A 20,112-nucleotide genomic window follows, 5' to 3' on the forward strand; every position below is an offset into this window, starting at 1 on the left:
AACGATGAAAATCTTAGTCACTGGAGCAACCAGCGGATTAGGCCGTAATGCGGCCGAATGGCTATTACAACAAGGGCACCAAGTGGTTGGTTGTGGTCGTGATCAGCATGCAGGCGCTGAGCTAACCGCGCAAGGTATGGTATTTCAACCGATTGAGTTACTTAACTTAACCCACGAAAAAGCGCAACTATTAATCGCCGATTGTGATGCGATTTGGCATTGCGCGGCACTTTCTGCGCCTTGGGGTAAACGGGCTGATTTTGAAGCTATCAATTGGCAGGCAACCCAAATATTAGCTAATGTTGCTGGTGAGATGAATGTTGCTAAATTCGTCCATATCTCAACTCCAGCGATCTATTTTAATTTCAGCCACCAGCAACAGATCCCCGAATCACAAAGCAATACACAATTTGCCAACGATTATGCACGCAGCAAATATTTCGCCGAATTAGCTATCCAGCAATTAGTTAATCGATACCCCGCTACTCGTTATATCATTTTACGACCTCGTGGATTATTTGGCCCGCATGACAGAGTATTATTACCTCGCTTACTGGCACAAATTAGGCACAGTAAAGGAAAATTGATTTTACCCGCGGGTGGAAAAAATACTTTTGATCTCACTTATGTTGGGAATGTGGTTCACAGCATGCAGTTAGCAACGCAAAAACCCGATTTATCCAGCGGCGCTACCTATAATATTACCAATCAACAGCCTCAGCCTTTAATTCTCACCTTGCAGCAGCTATTTCAACAATTGGCGCTTAAATGCCACATAAAATCAGTACCCTATCCACTTTTATGGAGTTTAGCCGCGTTATTAGAAGCAGGCTCCTACATTAACCGTAAAGAACCTTTATTAACTCGCTATAGCGTCGGTGCCGCTTATTTCACCATGACACTGAATAATCAAAAAGCCCAACAAGAATTGGGATATTACCCTGTGTATGATATGAAAACTGGTATCGAATTAACTGCTAACTGGTTGAATAATAAGGCCATACTATGATTGAAATTCGTCGATTTGAAGTCGGTTATTGTACCCACCCGGGCTGTATTGCGTTGCAAGGTGCCAGTTTTAAAGCCTGCAAATTCCCGGCTAGGGCATGGCTTTTACAAAATAATCATCAGCGCTGGTTATTTGATACCGGATATGCTCAGCATTTTTATGATCATACCCGTCATGGCATTATTCGCTTATATCGGTCTATAACACCGGTCTATTTCGAAACTAAAGATTCACTAGTCAAACAATTACAACGTGAAGGTATTAGCCCTGCCGATATAAATGGCTTAATTATTTCGCATTTTCATGGCGACCACATTGCCGGATTACGTGACTTTCCACAGATTGATTATATTTGTTCCGGCGATGGCTGGCAAAAAACCCGAAAGCTGCGCGGATTTTCGGCCTTAAAAAATGCCTTTGTGCCTGGGCTTATTCCTGAGGATTTTGAAACACGCGTTAAATTTTATGAAGCTTTTCCTCGTTGTCCATTACCCGACGAATTACAAATTCTCGGCGAAGGCTTTGCGGTTAATACAGAGAAAACATTACTCATTGTTCCTTTGCCAGGCCATGCCGCGGGACATATTGGTTTATGCGTTTTAACCGAACAAGGATGGATTCTATTGGCGGCAGATGCAGCATGGTCACCGACCAATTATCGTCAATTACGCGGGCCTATGGCAATTGCCAATATCATCATGGATGATAAGCAAGCTTACTATGAAACTCTAAATAAATTACACGAAATAGACAAACGCCACGTCGAGATCCAGCTCTGCCATGAAGGAGAGTTAGCCTAATGTTAGCGACACTATGGCATTATTGGCGAGCATCTCAGCGCTCATTTGCCGATCGTTCTGCACTAGAGGCCCATCAGCAAGCCGCTTTTCAACGGCATGCTCAACGAATACTGACTAAAAGTCGCTATTTCGCCCCTTATGTTGGCAAACCCTTAGCCGAATATCCATTGATGAATAAGCAGATCATGATGGAAAATTTCAATGAAATGAACACCGTAGGATTATCAGCCGACATATTAATAGACTGCGCACAACGGAGTGAAAAATCACGCAATTTTTCACCAACCGTAGGCAAATATAGCGTAGGTTTATCTTCAGGAACCTCCGGTAGACGGGGCTTATTTGTTGTTAGCCCCAGAGAACAACATATTTGGTCTGGGGCCATGTTAGCAAAAACGCTGCCTAACGGTTTATTCCATGGCGAACGGGTCGCGCTTTTTTTACGAGCTAATAACAATCTATATGAGAGCGTAAATAATCGCTGGTTATCCTTTCGTTTTTACGATTTGATGGCAGACTTTCAACAACAATTAGCCCAATTAGCCGTTTATCAGCCCACCATTATTGTTGCACCGGCACAAGTCTTATGTGCGATAGCTAAAGCATGCCAGCGACAAAAAATCAGACTATCAACCAAAAAAGTAATTTCGGTTGCAGAGGTATTACAACCGCACGATAAACAATTCTTAGCGCAAACATTTTCCTGCGTCGCAGAAGTCTATCAAGCAACCGAGGGATTTTTAGGCTGTACTTGTGCTCACGGTACTTTGCATTTAAACGAAGCTTTTTTACACATCGAACCTAAATGGCTAGATAGTCACAGATTTTCACCGATCATTACCGATTTTACCCGCGAAACGCAGCCCATTATCCGTTATCAACTCGACGATATTCTCGTCATTCGTACGATACCTTGCCCCTGTGGTGATCCACAAATAGCGATTGAAAGAATCGAAGGTCGCTGTGATGATCAATTACAACTCAAAGATGAAACCGGTCATCCCATCACTATTTTTGCTGATCCTTGCGCACGATTAATCGCCAATCAACTTCCATTAACGGCAGATTTTCGATTAATACAACACGGCTCGCATCTCACACTGCAAGGTGAATGTAATTTATCCCAACTTAGCGAGTGCCAACACAAATTAATGGACTATTTTAAGCAACAGGGCGCAGATACTGAGATATTAGGATGGACATTACAACCAGCAATGATTGAATCACACTTAGCCAACAAGCGCCGCCGAATTATGCGCAGGGAGGAGGCATGAGACACCCGTTAGTTTATCGTATTTTATGCGGCATGATTGGCTGGGGCACGGTCGGAATTATTTATCAATTTACCGGCCAATTCTCTGAACATGCCACCAAATTAATGCCCAGCTGGCTAGATAAAAATATCGCTTACTCGGTACAAGGGATCTGGTTGTATTTATCTTTTTTCTTATTTATTCCCTGTGGTTATCTGCTAGCTGAGCGAAATAAGATAGTGCCTCTCATGCTCTCTATGCAGTTATGCGCTCTACTTTCAGGCATAATTTATCTTTTATTTCCGACCACCATGGACTATCCCAACACGCTTGAGCATGGTTTGGCTCAGCAATTAGTACTACAACTCGTTGCTATTGACACTCAACAAAATTTATTACCTTCATTGCACGTGTCATTAACACTATTGGTATTGTATGCATTATGGTCAAAAACCCACAAAATTCGAACCGCAGGCTATTTTGTTTGGGCTCTATTGATCTGCTTCTCGGTGATCCAATTGCGTCGACATTTAGTTATCGATGTCATTAGCGGCATAATCACCGCTACGATGGCTTGGTATGTTGTTGATAAAATTCAGCTTAGACGACAAGAGAACTACCATGAATGAATTAACTTTCCCGATTATTTTTATGTTGGCCGTGGTGATCATCGAAGGATTAATTATTACGCGCTCCCATCACCAATCGGTCAACTGGCGAGAGCTAACCTTCAATCTAAATTCTGGCCATATTATGCTGTGGCTATTCCGTGGATTAGAGTTATTCTGCTACGGATTTGTCGTCAGCCACTATTCTTTGGGTATAACAGATAACTGGTCGCCGCTTTGGGTCTGGATTTTGGCTATTTTAGCCTGGGATTTTGGTTTCTATTGGCTACACCGCTTACACCATACCTTCCGTGCCTTATGGGCGGTACATGTTGTTCATCATCAAGGGGAACAGTTTAATTTATCGCTAGGCGTTAGGAATTCTTGGTATTCATCGTTAACTTCAATACCGTTTTTTATGTTATTAGCCTTAATCGGCATCCCATTAGAAATTTTTATTACCGTCTCTATTGCTCATTATACCATCCAATTTTTTAATCACAGTGCGCTGATCCCTCCATTAGGATGGTGGGAAAAAATAATGGTCACACCGCACCACCATAAAGTGCATCATGTCAAACAAGGCCATTATTCACAGCGTAATTTTGGAGGTAGTTTTATTATTTGGGATAAATTATTTGGGACATATTCAGCATTACCCGACGCTGATTATCAATACGGTATCCGCGGCGAACCTGCCAGTGAAAACCCATTCATCGACAGCAATCGGCCTTTTTTACGCTTACTGGGTATCAAACGCCAAGTAATAACTAACTTTCAGTCTAAATATCATATACATGCCTTTGCATTAGTCAGCGGTACTTTACTGCTGTTCACCCTCGTGATTGGCTATGTTTATTTATACGGGTATGGCTATAACGGAACTAGCATGCAGCAAGTCAGCTTATTTATCCTCTTGGGGCTCGGCACGATTGCATTATCTGGCTTATCCTCCGGTTACTCTTGGGGGCTCTACAGCTGGTTTATTTTAGCCTCTGTTCTTGGCAGCGTGATTATCTTCTATTGGCACTGGCAAAATATTTTTTGGCTACTAACAACTAGCCTATTATGGCTGCATGCACTGGCGTTATTGTGTGGCTTAGGTAGAAATCCAAACCATGAAAATATTTATGTTAATTAAAACCATCATATTGAATAAAAATGCCAATATAAAGCCACTGCGCGCATTAGGTTATCATTCTCGTAGCGATTTAGCTTTTCATCGCGAACTGCAAGCTGCCGCGCAACGCTATTTGCAGCAGCATAATGATCATCGTTTCGCTGATCTACGTTTTTACGTCAAAAGCGGGATATTAATTTTATTGTGCCTAGGAAGTTATGCCATTAGTTTATGCGGCAATCTATTCAGCCTAAATAATATCAGCCTCAATTTTTATATTTTTTATCCTATATTTATTTGTTTTGCGCTGTTATTAGCGATTAATATCGTTCACGATGCCTCACATAACGCTATCTTTAAACAAGCTACAGCTAATCGTTGGATTAATTTTTGGATAACTATCCCTTTAGGTTTAGATCCTGATTGCTGGCGAGTACGGCATATTATTTTTCATCACGCGCATACCAATATTCGTTATTATGATTTAGATATTGAAGAAAACTTTCTATTGCGCCAAACCCCTTATCAGCGCTGGTATCCCTTTATGCGTTGGCAACATATTTATTGGCCTTTTATCGCAGCCATGACATTTCCAGCATTAATTTGGGGATACGATTGGCTCGATCGATTCAAATTTACTCGTGTTGCCGCTAAAATGCGCCATCAAGGCAGTAAAGGTATTGGATTGTTTTTATTATCTAAGCTACTGCATTTAATATTTACTATTATCATTCCCACATTATTGCTTGCGGATACAGGTATCGGGATCAGCACTATTTTGGGGGTTTATCTCGCTAGCCAAATGTTCGCCTCACTAATTTTTGTGGTATTAATTCTCGGCACACATTGGGCGAAAGCCACTTTTTATCTCGCCCCAGAACAAGGTAATATGCCACATGGTTTTTATACCCATACCTTTTCAACCACTTATGACTGGTATACCCGCCCTCAATGGATTAATTATTGGCTTGGTGGGCTTAATTTACATTTAACTCATCATCTATTTCCACATTGGAATCATCGACATTATTCGGCGCTAGCAAAGATTATTAAACACACCGCAGAAAAATTTGGTATGGATTATCACTGTATAACAGCAACTGAATTATTCCGCTATCAACAACGTTTTTTGAAATCGATGGGAGCAAATCAATATGCAAAATCTCCCACTTAATTGCTTGAAAACAATCAACAGCAAAAAATTAAATTTTGTTTATGCGGAGAGTCAATGAACCCATCGTCGGAATATATTCGCTTTTCAACCGCGGATGAAACCGCTTTTCATCAAGCATTACTCCAAGCTAGTCAGGATTATCTGCAAAAAAATAACGATCACCGTTTAGCTAATAAGCGAAATATAGTTGTCGCTGGGGGTTTATTTTTATTATCCATAGCCAGTTATCTTTACGCGTTATCCACACAATCTAGCGCTGTTTATATTATGGCTTACAGCTTTTTTGTCATCCTTATCATGTTTCTTAATGTTATTTGCCAACACGATGCCTGCCATAATACCTTATTTAAAAACACACGAATAAATCGTGTTATAGGACGCTTAGTCACGCTCCCTTTAGGTATAGATCCCGATTTTTGGCGTGTAAGACATGTTGATTACCATCATCATTACGCCAATATTGAACACTATGATCTTGATACCGAAGAAAATGGCATTTTCCGTCAAACACCATTTCAGCAATGGCGCGGTTTTATGCGCTATCAACATATTTACTGGCCGTTAATTGCTGCTTTATCATTATCATGGGTTGCACTAGTCTTTGATTGGGCTGACCGTACCGGAAGAACACGTTTACGCGAGAATAATGTATTATCTGGTTGGCAGGGCTGGTTACTGTTTTTACTCAGTAAATTATTGCATCTCACCGTAATGATTGGTTTACCTCTCGCTATAGCTCACACTCACGGGATCAGTATTAGCACGATTTTATTCACTTATTTAGTCAGCCAAATGATGGCTTCAATGCTTGTTGTATATCTACTGCTTGGAACCCATTGGGCTGAAACCAAGTTTTTCACACCTCCCGCCAATCATCAGATGCCCCATGGTTGGTATCAGCATAATTTTATGACCGCCTGCGATTGGTTACCCAGCCCTCATTGGCTGTGGCGATTGACCGGAGGATTAAATTATCATTTAACTCATCATTTATTTCCTGGTTGGCACCATCGCCATTATCCAGCCCTTGCCCAAATAATTGCGCGCCTCGCTGACGAATATAAAATGCCATATCGCTGTATTAGCTATCGTCAATTGGTTCAATCACAAATATCATTTCTGCGTCGAATGGGAACAAATAATATGAACAAAACTGATTAACGTAATTAGTTTCATATCAATTAGCTCAATATTAAATATTGATTAATATTGAGCTAAAAAAATAGAACCACTATGCTAGAGTAGCTACTATATTGAAATATAATAATAATTTAATAAAAACCAAATTTAGTTAGTTATCTAAACCAATTAATCATCCCAAAGATAAATAATAGAACTAATACAATAATCATAGTATTTTGAATGAATTTAATTAACTTTCGAAAAAAAATAGGCCAGTTCATTTGTATTCTGCCTTATAAATTACTTCTGATAAATATCATATCTATATTAAGTAAGTCTATAGTGAATATACTTGTATTAAATAAGCCTATGTTAAGTAAATTCACTTTAGCTAAGCCTGTAATAATAAAACAAAATAATCTAAATATGACATATTGAAGCAACACTGTAACACAGTTTCTAGATCCCTCTACCTCATTATCATCCTATTTTTATTCTCGTATCAGTCGGTAACATAAAACATTCAGTTAAAGGTGATGATAAATGTTATTGTAAAAAAATGCCTCGGCGTTTAGCCAAGGCGCCATTTTCTACCTGATACCAATGGATAAGGTAGAAAAGAACCGAATTCTTTAGTGATCCTGACACATTTTTCCTTTTTCAGCCTGAGTTAACGCTAAATCGAAAAATTAATGTGAAATTATTTACTAACCCACAATTGCCATTATATTAGCGTCAGAACAGCTTAGAAAATAGCTAATCGAACATAATCTAATTCATTTTATATAAATAATATAATTATATTGGATTATTATCAGATAACTAATTATACCTCTCTTCTATTTACACTGAATAAGCATGAGTTATTTTAAATTAATTAGTTTATTATTTTAATTTGATACATTTAATTTAATCACTGAGTCTCTAACAATTAATTTACCTTTAATCTCATTCTCTTTATGCGCTAATTCAGGATTTATTATTCTCATAATAGCTTGTTCAATAATTTCATCAAAAGGAAAATTAACGCTAGTAAGTTGCGGTAAAGTATATTCACACATCATCGTATTATCAAATCCAGCGATAGAAATATCCTCAGGTAATCGATAGCCCGCTTCTTTTAATGCTTTAATCGCCCCAAAAGCCATATCATCATTACCCGCGACTAACGCAGTAAATTTTATATTTCTAGCTAGAAGCTCTTTTGTCGCGGTATAACCACTAATCGATGACCAATCACCGAATACTACAAGCTGTTCATTTAAAGGGATATTTAGTCTCGCTAATCCTTTTTTATATGCAGCATAGCGATAATGATCACTAAATGAATCTTTCATTCCATGAATATAAGCAATTTCTCTATGCCCTTGCTCTAGCACAAAGTTTATTAATATTTCACTACTTTGAACGTGATCAGCAGTCACAAACTGTTCTACATAATTAGGTAAATAACGATTAATTACGATAATAGGCGTAGTATTATTGCTTATAATTTCTTCAAGTTCTTGAACAGATAAATATTGCGGATAAACAATAATACCTGAACATTTCATATCTAATAAAAAATTAATCGCTTTACGTTCGTCTTCTGCACTATGTTTACCATCCGCTAAAATTAACTGATGGTCATGTTTCTCACTGGATGAGGCAATATTATATACAATGGTCGAAAAATAAGAACCATTGTATAACGCATTGGTCATTACAAATCCCATTAAATAGGTTTTACTTGTCGCTAACTGACGCGCCAGTAAATTAGGCCGATAACCAATTTCATCAATTGCGGCCAAAACACGCTGTTTTACATCTTCACGAACAATATTTTTACCATTGAGCACACGCGATACTGTTGATTTTGAAACGCCCGCTTTTAGCGCTACATCAAGCATGGTAACCATAAGTAAACCGTCTTTGAAATAAAATGGAATGAAGAAGAAAGTTAGGCGGGATGAACGGCGGGCTATATTAGCTAGCTGACTATATAAGCTAGCTAATTAAATAGACTGTGCCAAGCTCCCAGCACAGCACAGTCTATCATATTGATTAGCGTTTTTCTCCGTTTGATTCAATAACCTCTTTAAACCAATAGAATGATTTTTTACGTGAACGAGCTAAGGTTCCTGTGCCATCATCATGCTTATCAACATAAATGAAGCCATAACGTTTTTTCATTTCGCCCGTAGTAAAAGAGACTAAATCAATACAACCCCATGGGGTATATCCCATAAGGTCAACACCATCAATTGTTACTGCTTTAATCATTTCATCAATATGAGCGCGTAAATAATCAATTCGATAGTCATCAATACAATATCCTTTTTCATCAGGCATATCGACAGCACCAAAACCATTTTCTACGATAAATATTGGTTTTTCATAACGTTCATATAATGAAGTAAGTGTATAGCGTAAGCCAACAGGATCTATCTGCCATCCCCAATCACTAGCTTTTAAGTACGGATTTTTAACCGAAAATTCACTACTCCCATCCATTGATTCAGCATTCGATTTTACTACATCTGATTTCACTGTATTAGACATATAATAACTAATACCAATGTAATCTACTTTTCCTGCGCGTAAAATAGCCTCATCATTTTCATCCATGAGGATGTTATAGCCTTTAATTTGCCATTCTTTTTTAGCATAGGCAGGATAATATCCACGCACCATTACATCTGAGAAATAATAACGATCACGCATAGCAATTTCGGCTAGCATCACATCATCAGGGTTCGATGAATAAGGATAGTAAGGAACAAATGCACACATACAGCCAATTTTTAAATCTGGATTAATTTCATGGCCTTGTTTTACGACTAATGCACTAGCCACAAACTGGTGATGAACCGCTTGATACATTGCTTCTTCAGGTTTTTCAAACTCGGAATATTTTACGCCAGAGCACATCCAACCAAAAATATCTGCAGCAACATTTTTCTGATTATTAATTTCATTAAATGTCATCCAATATTTTACTTTATGCTGATAACGTTCAATCACCACCATTGAAAAATGTACGAAATAATCAATAACTTTTCTATCCATCCAACCGTTATATTTTTTGGCTAAATAATAGGGCATTTCAAAGTGGCTAAGCGTAATAACCGGCTCAATGTTATATTTCAATAATTCATCAAATAAATCATCATAGAATTGTAATCCCGCTTCACAAGGTTCTGTTTCATCTCCATTTGGGAAAATACGGGTCCACGCGATACTAGTACGAAAACATTTGAACCCCATCTCTGCCATTAATTTAATATCATCTTTATAATGATGATAAAAATCAATAGCTTCATGATTTGGGTATTGCTCATTAGGATCAATCCCTTCGGTGATTTTTCTTAATCTACCATGAGCGCCTGAAGTTAAAACATCAACAACACTGAGGCCTTTTCCTGCTTGATCCCAACCACCTTCAAGTTGATGAGCAGCAACAGCTCCGCCCCATAAAAAATTGTCAGGTAAAGTATTACGCATGATTGCTCCTAATTTTCTGGTGATAACTTAAAAATTGGTTGTCCGGTAGTAATCTTTCCGGGCGCTGTCAATATCTGAAGTGGATACTCATCGCTATTGAGAACCAGAACTGGCGTCGTTAAATCGTAGCCGGCTTTCTCAATATTAGATTTATCAAATCGAATCAGTGGGTCTCCTGCTTTCACCCTATCGCCTTCTTTAACTAGTGTATGGAAATACTGTCCATTAAGTTTTACTGTATCGAGTCCCACATGAATTAATATTTCGACACCACTTTCGCAAGTCAAACCAACCGCATGTTGTGATCCAATCACAGAGGCAACAGTGGCATTGCACGGGGCACTGATTAGTCCGTCACTAGGAATTATGGCAATACCATCTCCCAGTAACTTCTGGGCGAAGCTTTCATCATTAACATTTTCTAATGGGATAATTTCACCATTGGCAGGGCTAATAAATGTATTATCAGCTACAAAAAAATTCGTTGTTGTAGATGGGGGTGATGTAGGTGCTGTTTCTGATAAATTCGTAGTTGCTCCATTCTGATGAGCACTTTCAGTTATCGCTTTGTCTTGCGGATCGTCAAATCCAATAATCAATACCAACACTACAGTGACAATAATCGCAACGGTAACTCCGATTACTTCACCAATAAATGAGCTTGGATTAGTAGGATTAATAGCATTAACCACAGTCAGTATGCTTGGTAACCCAGCATAGGCGTAGTAATAGCTGCCAAAGAAACTCGTAACAATAGCGCCAACCCCAGCCCCAATACATCCACAAATAAATGGCTTTTTCAGGCGTAACGTAACGCCATAAATAGCAGGCTCTGTAATACCAAAAATACCAGTAACACTTGCGGAGAATGATGTTGTTTTGAATTCTTTATTGCGTGATTTTAAACCACAGGCAAATGCTGCCGCCATTTGTCCAACAACAGCCATGGTTTGGAAAGCTTGGAAAGAGTCACGGCCATATAAGTCAAAGTTGGCCATAATCACCGGAGTAATTCCCCAATGAACCCCAAAAATAACGACAATTTGCCATAAACTGCCGATAACACCTCCGGCAAGGAATGGTGAAGTTTCAAACAACCAATTGTAACCATTTGCCAGACTTTCAGCGACATTGGTCATTGCAGGCCCTGTCAAAATCAATGTTACAGGTACTACAATTAGCATACAAATCAATGGGGTAAATAAGGCAGTAATAACATCAGGTAATATTTTTTCCACATACCGTTGTACCCAAGATAATCCCCAAACAAGAATTAATGGCGGTAATACTGAAGAGGTATAAACCGTTTGGGCTAACGGAAAGGATAAAAATGTAATTGATTCTCCACCAGCAATACGGCCAGCAATTGATGCCCACTCGGGGTTAATCAATGCACAACAGCACAATACCGCGATATAAGTATTACATTTAAAATGTTTGGCGGCGGTGATAGCGATAAATACCGGTAGAAAAGCGAATGGAGTCCATGACATAAAATTCAGAACACTAAAAGTTCCTGTGTTACTGAAACTAGGATCAATCAGCTTAACGATAATTAGTGCGCCTTGTAAAATACCTGCAGATGCCAAAATATACACAAAAGGTGCAAAAACAGCAGACATCGTTGCAATAATAGCGTCTAAAATCCGTTTTTTTTGTTTTGGTGCTGCCTGTAATAAATCTGAATCAACCAGTTTGCTCATGGCGCTATACACATCTGCAACATGAGTACCGATAACGATTTGAAATTGTCCACTGTTAATAATAACTGTAATAACACCCGGCATAGCTTTGATGTTATCAATCGCTTCTTTGGGGATTTCTTTTAAAACTAATCGTAAGCGAGTTGCACAGCGAGAAAAGCCGATAAGGTTATCTTCTCCACCGACCTCTTTAAGAATATCACTCGCTAATTTTGAATAATCTCGAATCTTTGTCATGAGCGTACCTTACTGACTTATATTTTGGAATATGCGCCACTGAAACCGATTTCAATGCATTGTTGACGTAATAAAACCATTCTGCAACCGGTTTCAATTTGTTTTGTGCGCTAGGCCGCAAAATTAAGAGGTACTATTTTATGGATTGAATAAGTCAAAAAGATGCTAAGCATAAGATAAAAATAGATAATACGAGGCTATTTCAGCGAAATATAATTTAGACAGGAAAATTTCAAAATAAGGGATGAAAAACACATTAGAACAGTTATCAGCTCTAAAATTAACCATGGAATAACCTATAATATGCCTTAAAATTGATTATTCCATGAAATAAACTCGTTAAATATCAGTCTGTTTATTTTTATTGAAAAACTAAAATACGTTGACGTTCAAAACCTAATTCACTTGCAAACTGAATATATTGATTTAATAGTTCAGCAGGCATTGTCGGTGTTCGAGATAATACCCATAGATAATTTTTATCCGGCCCTACAACTAATGAATATTGGTAATCATCATCAAGTTTAATAATATTATATCCACCATAAAAAGGACCAAAAAATGAAACTTTTAGCGCTCCCGTTTGTGGAGATTCAACAAAATAGGCTTTTCCGATGCTTTCCTTCCAATCTTTTTTAGTCGCGCTCCAACCTTTATTAACAACTTTAACACCACCATCTTCACGTAGAGAGTAATTTGCAGAAACTTGGGTTAATCCCTTTTCAAAACGGTTGTCAATTCTAGCAACCTCATACCACTCCCCTAGATAACGAGATAAATCAAAGTTCTTAATTGGATCAATATCACTTGGTACTTTAACGCTGCACCCATTAATCAGAAATGAACTGAACAAAATAAAAAATGAGCGAAACATATCCCCCCCGTTCTAATCAAGAAAATATCAAGAGTACCTCAACCAACTTTCATATTATTATATAATCTCTTTCACTGCCTTTTACTAGGTAATATCACTTAACTTATTTTTAGAATATATAATTTGCTACGCTGTTTAATCGATTTGGCTTATCTGCGTCAATTTGCTTTACGGTAAGCATGATGAGTAAACTCCAAGTAAATAAATTATTTTACTCATTATTTACCCAAGATGGCATGCGGCTGTCAACGAACTAATGCGAACTATGACGAACAGGATTTATTTGGAGATGCTGATTACAAAAGGATTTAGCGGACTGAGGTGAACTGCAACGAACTCGGTTATGGTGTCCCCTGCAGGAATCGAACCTGCAATTAGCCCTTAGGAGGGGCTTGTTATATCCATTTAACTAAGAGGACATCTACTATAATAACCAGTGTGCTATGCGGCGATAATGATACCGCCACCCTCTATGTAAATCAAGTTGTTACATCTATTCATAAGGGATTTTTCAGATTCTGTCCATTATCACTATAAACTATTCTTATTTTATTCTAAGGCTAGTTACTGATAAATAGTTAATTGAATGAACTATAAATATTAGAAAATCCCCTATTCTTGCCGATATACATTCTAGCCACAGCTCAGTATTCGATAAACAATTCGCTGAGTTGATCACTTTCTATCCATCAATTAGCTAGGATGCACTGATGATCCAAATAGATCTTTCCACTCTGATTAACCGACTTAATCCTATCACGCGCCAAGCGATGGAAAATGCGGCGGCGCGCTGTGTACATGAACAACAATCTGAAATTACAGTTTCACTTTTCTTATTGCAATTACTCGATGTATCTCTTTGTGATGTACCTCTAATTTGTGAGAAATCAACGGTTCAAATTGATAAGTTCATTACTCAACTAAGTTATTTTACCCCCCCTAATCAATTAATATCCCAAGAGTCTCCAAGCTTTTCACCATTACTTGTTGAATGGTTAAAAGATAGTTGGCTACTAGCTTCTGCGGAAATGCAGCATTCTCAACTGCGCTCTGGGGTAATGTTACTGACCCTGCTGCAAACACCTTACCGGTATCTGTCTCGTCCAGCGGCTGAATTATTAACTCCTATTAACCGGGAACAATTTAAGCTCTATTTTGATACTTGGCTATCAAGCTCTATTGAAAATAATACAGAAAGCCGCGATAACATGATGGCAACTGTCTCTTCGGAGAGTCTTTTATCACGATTCAGTCAAAATATGACTCAGCAAGCTGCTGACGGACGATTCGATCCTGTGCTCTGTCGAGATCATGAAATTGATTTATTAATTGATATTCTGTGCCGACGAAGAAAAAACAATCCAATCGTCGTTGGTGAGCCTGGAGTTGGAAAAAGCGCATTAATTGAAGGTCTTGCTCTACGTATTGTAGCTAATGATGTGCCAGAAAAACTTAAAAAAAGCCAATTATTAACGCTTGATCTCGCTGCTATGCAAGCAGGTGCTGCGGTTAAAGGCGAATTTGAAAAACGATTTAAAGGGATTATTCAGGAAATAAACCAATCTGCTCAGCCTATTATTTTATTCATTGATGAGGCACATACATTAATTGGTACTGGCAATGCTCAAGGAGGATTAGATGTATCTAATTTATTAAAACCAGCCCTTGCACGTGGTGAGCTAAAAACAATAGCTGCCACAACCTGGAATGAATATAAGAAATACTTTGAAAAAGATGCGGCGCTTACTCGACGCTTTGAACAAGTGCCAGTAAAAGAGCCTACAGCCGCTGAAGCCACTATTATAATGCGAGGATTGCGAGCAGTTTATGAATCTGCACATGGGGTATTTATTGACGATGAGGCCGTATGTGCCTGTGCAGAATTAAGCGCACGTTATTTATCTGGCCGTCAATTACCGGATAAAGCGATTGATGTTTTAGATACCGCCTGTGCACGTACCGCAATTAATTTGACCTCGCCACCAAAAAAGCTTTCAACATTAAAAACTAAGCTATATCAATATTCTATGGAGCAAGATTTATTAGTTCATGAACAACAATTAGGTTTGCATAACCATACCGAGCGTTTATCTAAATTAACCAATAAATCTGAAGAATTAAAACAACAACTAACTAGTTTACAAAATGATTGGGAAACACAACAAAATCTAGTTAATCAAATCATTAGATTACGCTCCCAACTTAGTGAGTCAATCAGCGATAATTGTCATGATATGAATAATATAGCCGCCATTAAGATGCAACTTAATCAATTAACTAATGAGTTAGATAAACTCCAACAATACTCGATGCTTATTTCTCCACATGTTGATAAGCACCAAGTCGCCGCAGTTATTGCAGAATGGACGGGGGTTCCACTCAATCGTTTATCTCAAGATGCGTTATCGGTTGTGACTGAATTACCTCGCTATCTTGAGCAATCAATCAAAGGCCAAACACTGGCTATTGCTGATTTACATAAACATTTACTCACTGCCAGAGCAGATTTACGCCGTTCTGGTCGCCCATTAGGTGCATTTTTATTGGCTGGTCCCAGTGGTGTTGGAAAAACAGAGACTGTTATTCAAATTGCCCAATTAATGTTTGGCGGTAACCAATATCTAACGGTTATCAATATGTCAGAATTTCAAGAAAAGCATACGATATCACGTTTGATCGGCGCTCCTCCTGGTTATGTCGGTTTTGGTGAGGGCGGTATATTAACTGAAGCTATTCGACGTAAGCCATATTCAGTCGTTCTATTAGATGAAGTTGAAAAAGCTCATCCTGATATCTTAAATTTATTCTATCAAGCTTTTGATAAAGGTGAATTAGCTGATGGCGAAGGCCGCATTATTGATTGTAAAAATATTGCTTTTTTCTTAACCTCTAATTTAGGCGACCAGATTATTGTTGATAATGCAGATCAACCAGACCTATTACGTGATGCGCTCTATCCTGAACTTACACGTTTTTTTCGCCCTGCTTTACTCGCTCGTATGGAAATCATTCCTTATTTACCACTAAATCAAGAGACATTAACCTCAATTGTTCAAGATAAATTAAGCTATTTAGAGAATCGTTTAAAACAGCGATTTAATGCTGAAGTTATAATTGAGGATGAGGTTTATAACGAGATATTAATCCGTGCTAATCGATCAGAGAATGGTGCCAGAATTTTAGAATCAATCATTGATGGAGCCTTACTACCGCCTTTATCATTGCTATTACTGCAATATGCTGCCCATGGTGATGATATTTCAATAATCAAGCTATCTGTTAAAAATCATGAGTTTATAGCACAAATAAATAATAATCCCGTAACACCTTAATCTTATTATTGCCTAAAATATCTTAAAAAATGCTTTGTTCCGTTGTAGCAAAGCATCTACTGTTTAGATTTAAAATAAACCAACTTTCAAATATGCAACAAGCAACTGAGATCTTCTACTACGATAAATACATCAAATATTAGAAATGAAATCTAATATCAATTAATATTTTTTAAGATTACAGATAGAATTATTAATCAAAAGATACCGCTTATTTTTCCAAATACAACCTTTAATTAAACTGAACTGTATACACATGCCACTGTCCACTTCCCCTAAAATAAGACAGCTATAATTAGATTTTCTGCCCTAAAATTTGCAGAGGTCATGATGAAAAAAGCTCGTTTTACTGAAACTCAAATCGTTAATATTTTAAAACTCGCTGATTCTGGTATGAAAGTGGAAGATATTTGCCGCCAAAATGGGATCAGCAACGCCACTTATTATAATTGGAAATCAAAGTATGGTGGCATGGAAGCGAATGATGTTAAACGATTAAAAGAGCTTGAAGATGAAAATGCGAAACTGAAAAAGCTCTTTGCGGAAGTTAGCCTTGAAAACCACGCGATGAAGGAGCTTTTCGCAAAAAAGGGTTGGTAGTGGCTGAAAAGAGATCCTGTGCTCAATCATTAAAAGAGGCAGGCTTATCAGTCATTAAGGCTTGTAAGCTAACGTCGTTGTCACGAGCCACGTTTTACCATCAGCAAATAGATTGGCGTAAAAAAGACCAAGTAGTGATCGATGCCATACAATCTGTGTTAGCGAAATCACCACAATCGGGATTCTGGAAATGCTATTTCCGACTGAGATTTCAAGGCTATCCTTTTAATCATAAACGAGTTTATCGCGTTTATTGTCGATTAGGATTGAACCTGAAACGACGGGTTAAAAAAGTGCTTCCGAAGCGTGAAAAAAGACCATTAGTGATAGAAAAAGTCCCGAATATTCAATGGGCATTGGATTTTATGCACGACAGTTTATATTGCGGTAAGCGCTTCAGAACTCTCAACATTATTGATGAAGGAACGCGTGAATGCTTGGCGATTGAGGTTGATACGTCATTACCGGCTGAACGCGTCATCAGGGTGCTTGAACGTTTAAAAGCCGAAAGAGGGTTACCGAAACAGATCCGAGTCGATAATGGCCCTGAACTCATTTCAGTTAACTTATTGAATTATTGTGAAGATAACCAAATTTTACTGTGCCATATTCAACCGGGAAAACCGCAGCAAAATGGGTTTATCGAACGTTTTAATGGTTCGTTCCGTCGAGAGTTTTTAAATGCGTATTTATTTGAATCATTAAGCCAAGTGCGAGAATTAGCGTGGTTTTGGCTGCAAGATTATAACCAAAATCGAACCCATGAAAGTTTAAATCACCTCCCACCGGAGGCCTATCGTCAACAGTTAGAAAACTCTAATTTAACGTGTCTCAATTAAAGGGGAGTGGACACCACTAGATGTCTCTATTGTGACAATTCCACGAGCAGCAGCACTGAGTTTTGAGCTTGCTAGCATGCTGCAGAGAGTCACAAAGTTCGAAAGGTTATCGGTTATTTATATTTTTATATCCAAATAGTCCAACAGAAATGATCATATCAGCTATAACTTTAATCTTAGCCTTAAAATCAGTTAGTTATAGATATGACTGATAATCAATTCTTTATTGTCGATGAAGCCTATGCTGCATTTTTTACTGCCCCAGCATTCAGTAGTCAATAGAATCAGTCAAAAAAAGAAAATAAACTGGAAATTTCGTACCCATTGATAATACAAATACTGTAGGCACGGTACCACAATCATAACATTTAATAATCCAAAATTTATAGGATATAACCTAGTTTCTAACAATGCATTACGAAGAATAGTCACCCAAATGCTAGATTAATTGGACTTAAAATTGATACCTATCATACATTAACTTCATTTTTACTAAATCAATGACAAGTTAACTGTCTACATAAAGCATATAAAAGAACAGAACATAATAACAGATCGTGAATTTCAACCAGCTATCGGTTGGAGCTATTAACATTAGGAATGTCCGAGTAAATGGTGCAGTTTGTCACAGTATAAAATCAGCTCCACGATAATTTTTCAATTAAAAATTTGCCATCCAATATATTAGTTATTGATAATTATTAGCCAATAATAAATTAGCTTATACACTTATTTAAAGATAGATCCATTTACGACAATCAATAAAAGATCAGATATTCTATTTTCACTACAATATAAAACAAACAAAAAAATACTCGCGCAAATAACAACAATACCCCCTAATTATAGATAAATATATCGTCCCCTATAGAAAGAAATATAGGCCCCTAAGCAGGAGCCTATATTAGATATAAGTAATTATTTTAACTTCATTGAATGTTTTTTATGCTAAGTTTTACTAGAAAATAGCTATACATAATAGAAATTAAACACAATTTATAAGCAAATACTCAGTCAGATAAGCTATTTATTTATATCTTGTTTTTATTTCTACCATAAAACATTAATTATTAGAGTAGAGGGTAGATTGAGTCACTAAACACTTTAGAGTCGCTATCTTCATCTTCATTGGCGCTTTCTTTTAAGATATCCTCAAAAAAGTCACCCATATTTACATCTAGTATTTTCAATACTTTAACTAGACAATCAATATCTATCCGGTTAACACCTCGCTCATAACGAAACAATTGTTGCTCACTAATATCAATCTCTTTAGCTAATTGAAAGACTGTATAACCTTGAGATTTTCTCAGTGACTTAATTTTTTGTCCAACGGCACAAGCGACAGGATATTTCGTATTCATAAACATTCTCGCTTCAATTTATAAAATTAATGGTAATAAAAAATCAGCAGGTGAATTCTGTGTCTTTTTATTGTTATGTTTATTTAATAATAAGGCATTTAGAAGTTAATAACTATATTTAAACCTTATATTTCGTTGAGGATGATATACTAGCCGCATAATTAGTTTCAACCAATCACAATATGACAATTAACATTTGTAACTAAATATGAGCATCATTTAATACCTCCCAACAAAAAACAAGATAACCAACAGAATCAAATAGTTAACAAAAAAACCCGTCAAATGAGTTAGGTTAACCTTGTACTAAACATGGTTAATTTAACCAGATAATCAACTACATTAATTATTTTACACCGATAAAAAACCCAAAAAAAATCAAAATAAATAGTATAATTTAACACTGTAACAATATTAATGATTATTCAAAATATAATCACTAAAAGAGCACTTCATCCGCGTAAAAGCACGTATCTATGTAAACCTAAGTAAATATATGTAATTGTTTTCAGCTTTGATATTTATTCCATTTAATATCAATACGTTATATTCTCGCATTTATGTTACAAAATTAACAATTCATTCAATTATAGA

At 37.3% G+C, this 20,112-nt stretch carries 14 protein-coding genes and 1 tRNA gene; 9 read left to right on the forward strand and 6 right to left on the reverse strand.

Going from position 1 to position 20,112, the window contains the following annotated elements:
- The first annotated feature begins 4 nt into the window (after window positions 1-4).
- Genes MNY66_RS10090 through MNY66_RS10120 form a run of 7 tightly spaced genes read left to right on the forward strand, consistent with a single transcriptional unit; the run spans window position 5 to window position 7,125 of the window.
- Entirely contained in the window at window positions 5-1,009 is a 1,005-nt protein-coding gene (locus MNY66_RS10090) for an NAD-dependent epimerase/dehydratase family protein (protein ID WP_241500777.1), read from the forward strand.
- Window positions 1,006-1,809 (forward strand): MBL fold metallo-hydrolase, encoded by an 804-nt coding sequence (locus MNY66_RS10095; RefSeq protein WP_047256081.1) that lies wholly within the window; start codon window positions 1,006-1,008, stop codon window positions 1,807-1,809. The genes MNY66_RS10090 and MNY66_RS10095 overlap by 4 nt, the downstream gene beginning before the upstream one ends.
- Window positions 1,809-3,083 (forward strand): F390 synthetase-related protein, encoded by a 1,275-nt coding sequence (locus MNY66_RS10100; RefSeq protein WP_241500778.1) that lies wholly within the window; start codon window positions 1,809-1,811, stop codon window positions 3,081-3,083. Before MNY66_RS10095 ends, MNY66_RS10100 begins: the two co-directional genes overlap by 1 nt.
- Window positions 3,080-3,691 (forward strand): phosphatase PAP2 family protein, encoded by a 612-nt coding sequence (locus MNY66_RS10105; RefSeq protein WP_047256079.1) that lies wholly within the window; start codon window positions 3,080-3,082, stop codon window positions 3,689-3,691. The genes MNY66_RS10100 and MNY66_RS10105 overlap by 4 nt, the downstream gene beginning before the upstream one ends.
- Window positions 3,684-4,811 carry a sterol desaturase family protein gene (locus MNY66_RS10110; RefSeq protein ID WP_241500779.1) on the forward strand — a complete coding sequence of 376 codons (1,128 nt, stop codon included), beginning with the start codon at window positions 3,684-3,686 and terminating at the stop codon, window positions 4,809-4,811. The genes MNY66_RS10105 and MNY66_RS10110 overlap by 8 nt, the downstream gene beginning before the upstream one ends.
- Window positions 4,789-5,964, forward strand: a complete 1,176-nt coding sequence (locus MNY66_RS10115; RefSeq protein ID WP_241500780.1) for an acyl-CoA desaturase — start codon at window positions 4,789-4,791, stop codon at window positions 5,962-5,964. Before MNY66_RS10110 ends, MNY66_RS10115 begins: the two co-directional genes overlap by 23 nt.
- Before the next feature lie 54 nt (window positions 5,965-6,018).
- Complete coding sequence (locus tag MNY66_RS10120) at window positions 6,019-7,125, forward strand: fatty acid desaturase family protein (protein ID WP_241500781.1); 1,107 nt, start codon at window positions 6,019-6,021, stop codon at window positions 7,123-7,125.
- An 851-nt stretch (window positions 7,126-7,976) separates the two neighbouring features.
- Here MNY66_RS10120 and MNY66_RS10125 read toward each other — a convergent pair.
- The 5 genes from MNY66_RS10125 to MNY66_RS10145 all read right to left on the reverse strand — a co-directional run bounded on the left by MNY66_RS10125 (window position 7,977) and on the right by MNY66_RS10145 (window position 13,802).
- Complete coding sequence (locus tag MNY66_RS10125; RefSeq protein WP_241500782.1) at window positions 7,977-8,984, reverse strand: LacI family DNA-binding transcriptional regulator; 1,008 nt, start codon at window positions 8,982-8,984, stop codon at window positions 7,977-7,979.
- Between the two features lie 145 nt (window positions 8,985-9,129).
- Window positions 9,130-10,572, reverse strand: a complete 1,443-nt coding sequence (locus MNY66_RS10130) for a 6-phospho-beta-glucosidase (protein ID WP_231637026.1) — start codon at window positions 10,570-10,572, stop codon at window positions 9,130-9,132.
- Between the two features lie 5 nt (window positions 10,573-10,577).
- Entirely contained in the window at window positions 10,578-12,509 is a 1,932-nt protein-coding gene (locus MNY66_RS10135; RefSeq protein ID WP_241500783.1) for a glucose PTS transporter subunit IIA, read from the reverse strand.
- 361 nt (window positions 12,510-12,870) lie between these two features.
- Complete coding sequence (locus MNY66_RS10140) at window positions 12,871-13,383, reverse strand: lipocalin family protein (protein ID WP_047256074.1); 513 nt, start codon at window positions 13,381-13,383, stop codon at window positions 12,871-12,873.
- A 344-nt stretch (window positions 13,384-13,727) separates the two neighbouring features.
- Window positions 13,728-13,802 (reverse strand) — tRNA-Arg (locus MNY66_RS10145).
- A 291-nt stretch (window positions 13,803-14,093) separates the two neighbouring features.
- Here MNY66_RS10145 and tssH point away from each other — a divergent pair.
- Both tssH and MNY66_RS10155 read left to right on the forward strand, forming a co-directional pair.
- Window positions 14,094-16,715, forward strand: coding sequence for a type VI secretion system ATPase TssH (tssH, locus tag MNY66_RS10150; protein WP_241500784.1), 2,622 nt, complete (start codon window positions 14,094-14,096; stop codon window positions 16,713-16,715).
- 330 nt (window positions 16,716-17,045) lie between these two features.
- Window positions 17,046-18,154, forward strand: a protein-coding gene (locus MNY66_RS10155; RefSeq protein ID WP_395351331.1) for an IS3 family transposase whose coding sequence is annotated in 2 segments (ribosomal slippage) — window positions 17,046-17,298 and window positions 17,298-18,154 — 1,110 coding nt in all. Because the reading frame shifts where the segments join, the coding sequence is not laid out codon by codon here.
- Window positions 18,155-19,224: 1,070 nt separating this feature from the next.
- On the opposite strand, the gene MNY66_RS10160 is transcribed toward MNY66_RS10155, so the two are convergent.
- A complete protein-coding gene (locus MNY66_RS10160; protein ID WP_047256119.1) occupies window positions 19,225-19,518 on the reverse strand; it encodes a helix-turn-helix domain-containing protein in 294 nt (97 codons plus the stop codon).
- Window positions 19,519-20,112 lie beyond the last annotated feature (594 nt).

The sequence above is a fragment of the Moellerella wisconsensis genome, assembly GCF_022592395.1.
In the GTDB taxonomy this organism is placed as follows: domain Bacteria; phylum Pseudomonadota; class Gammaproteobacteria; order Enterobacterales; family Enterobacteriaceae; genus Moellerella; species Moellerella wisconsensis.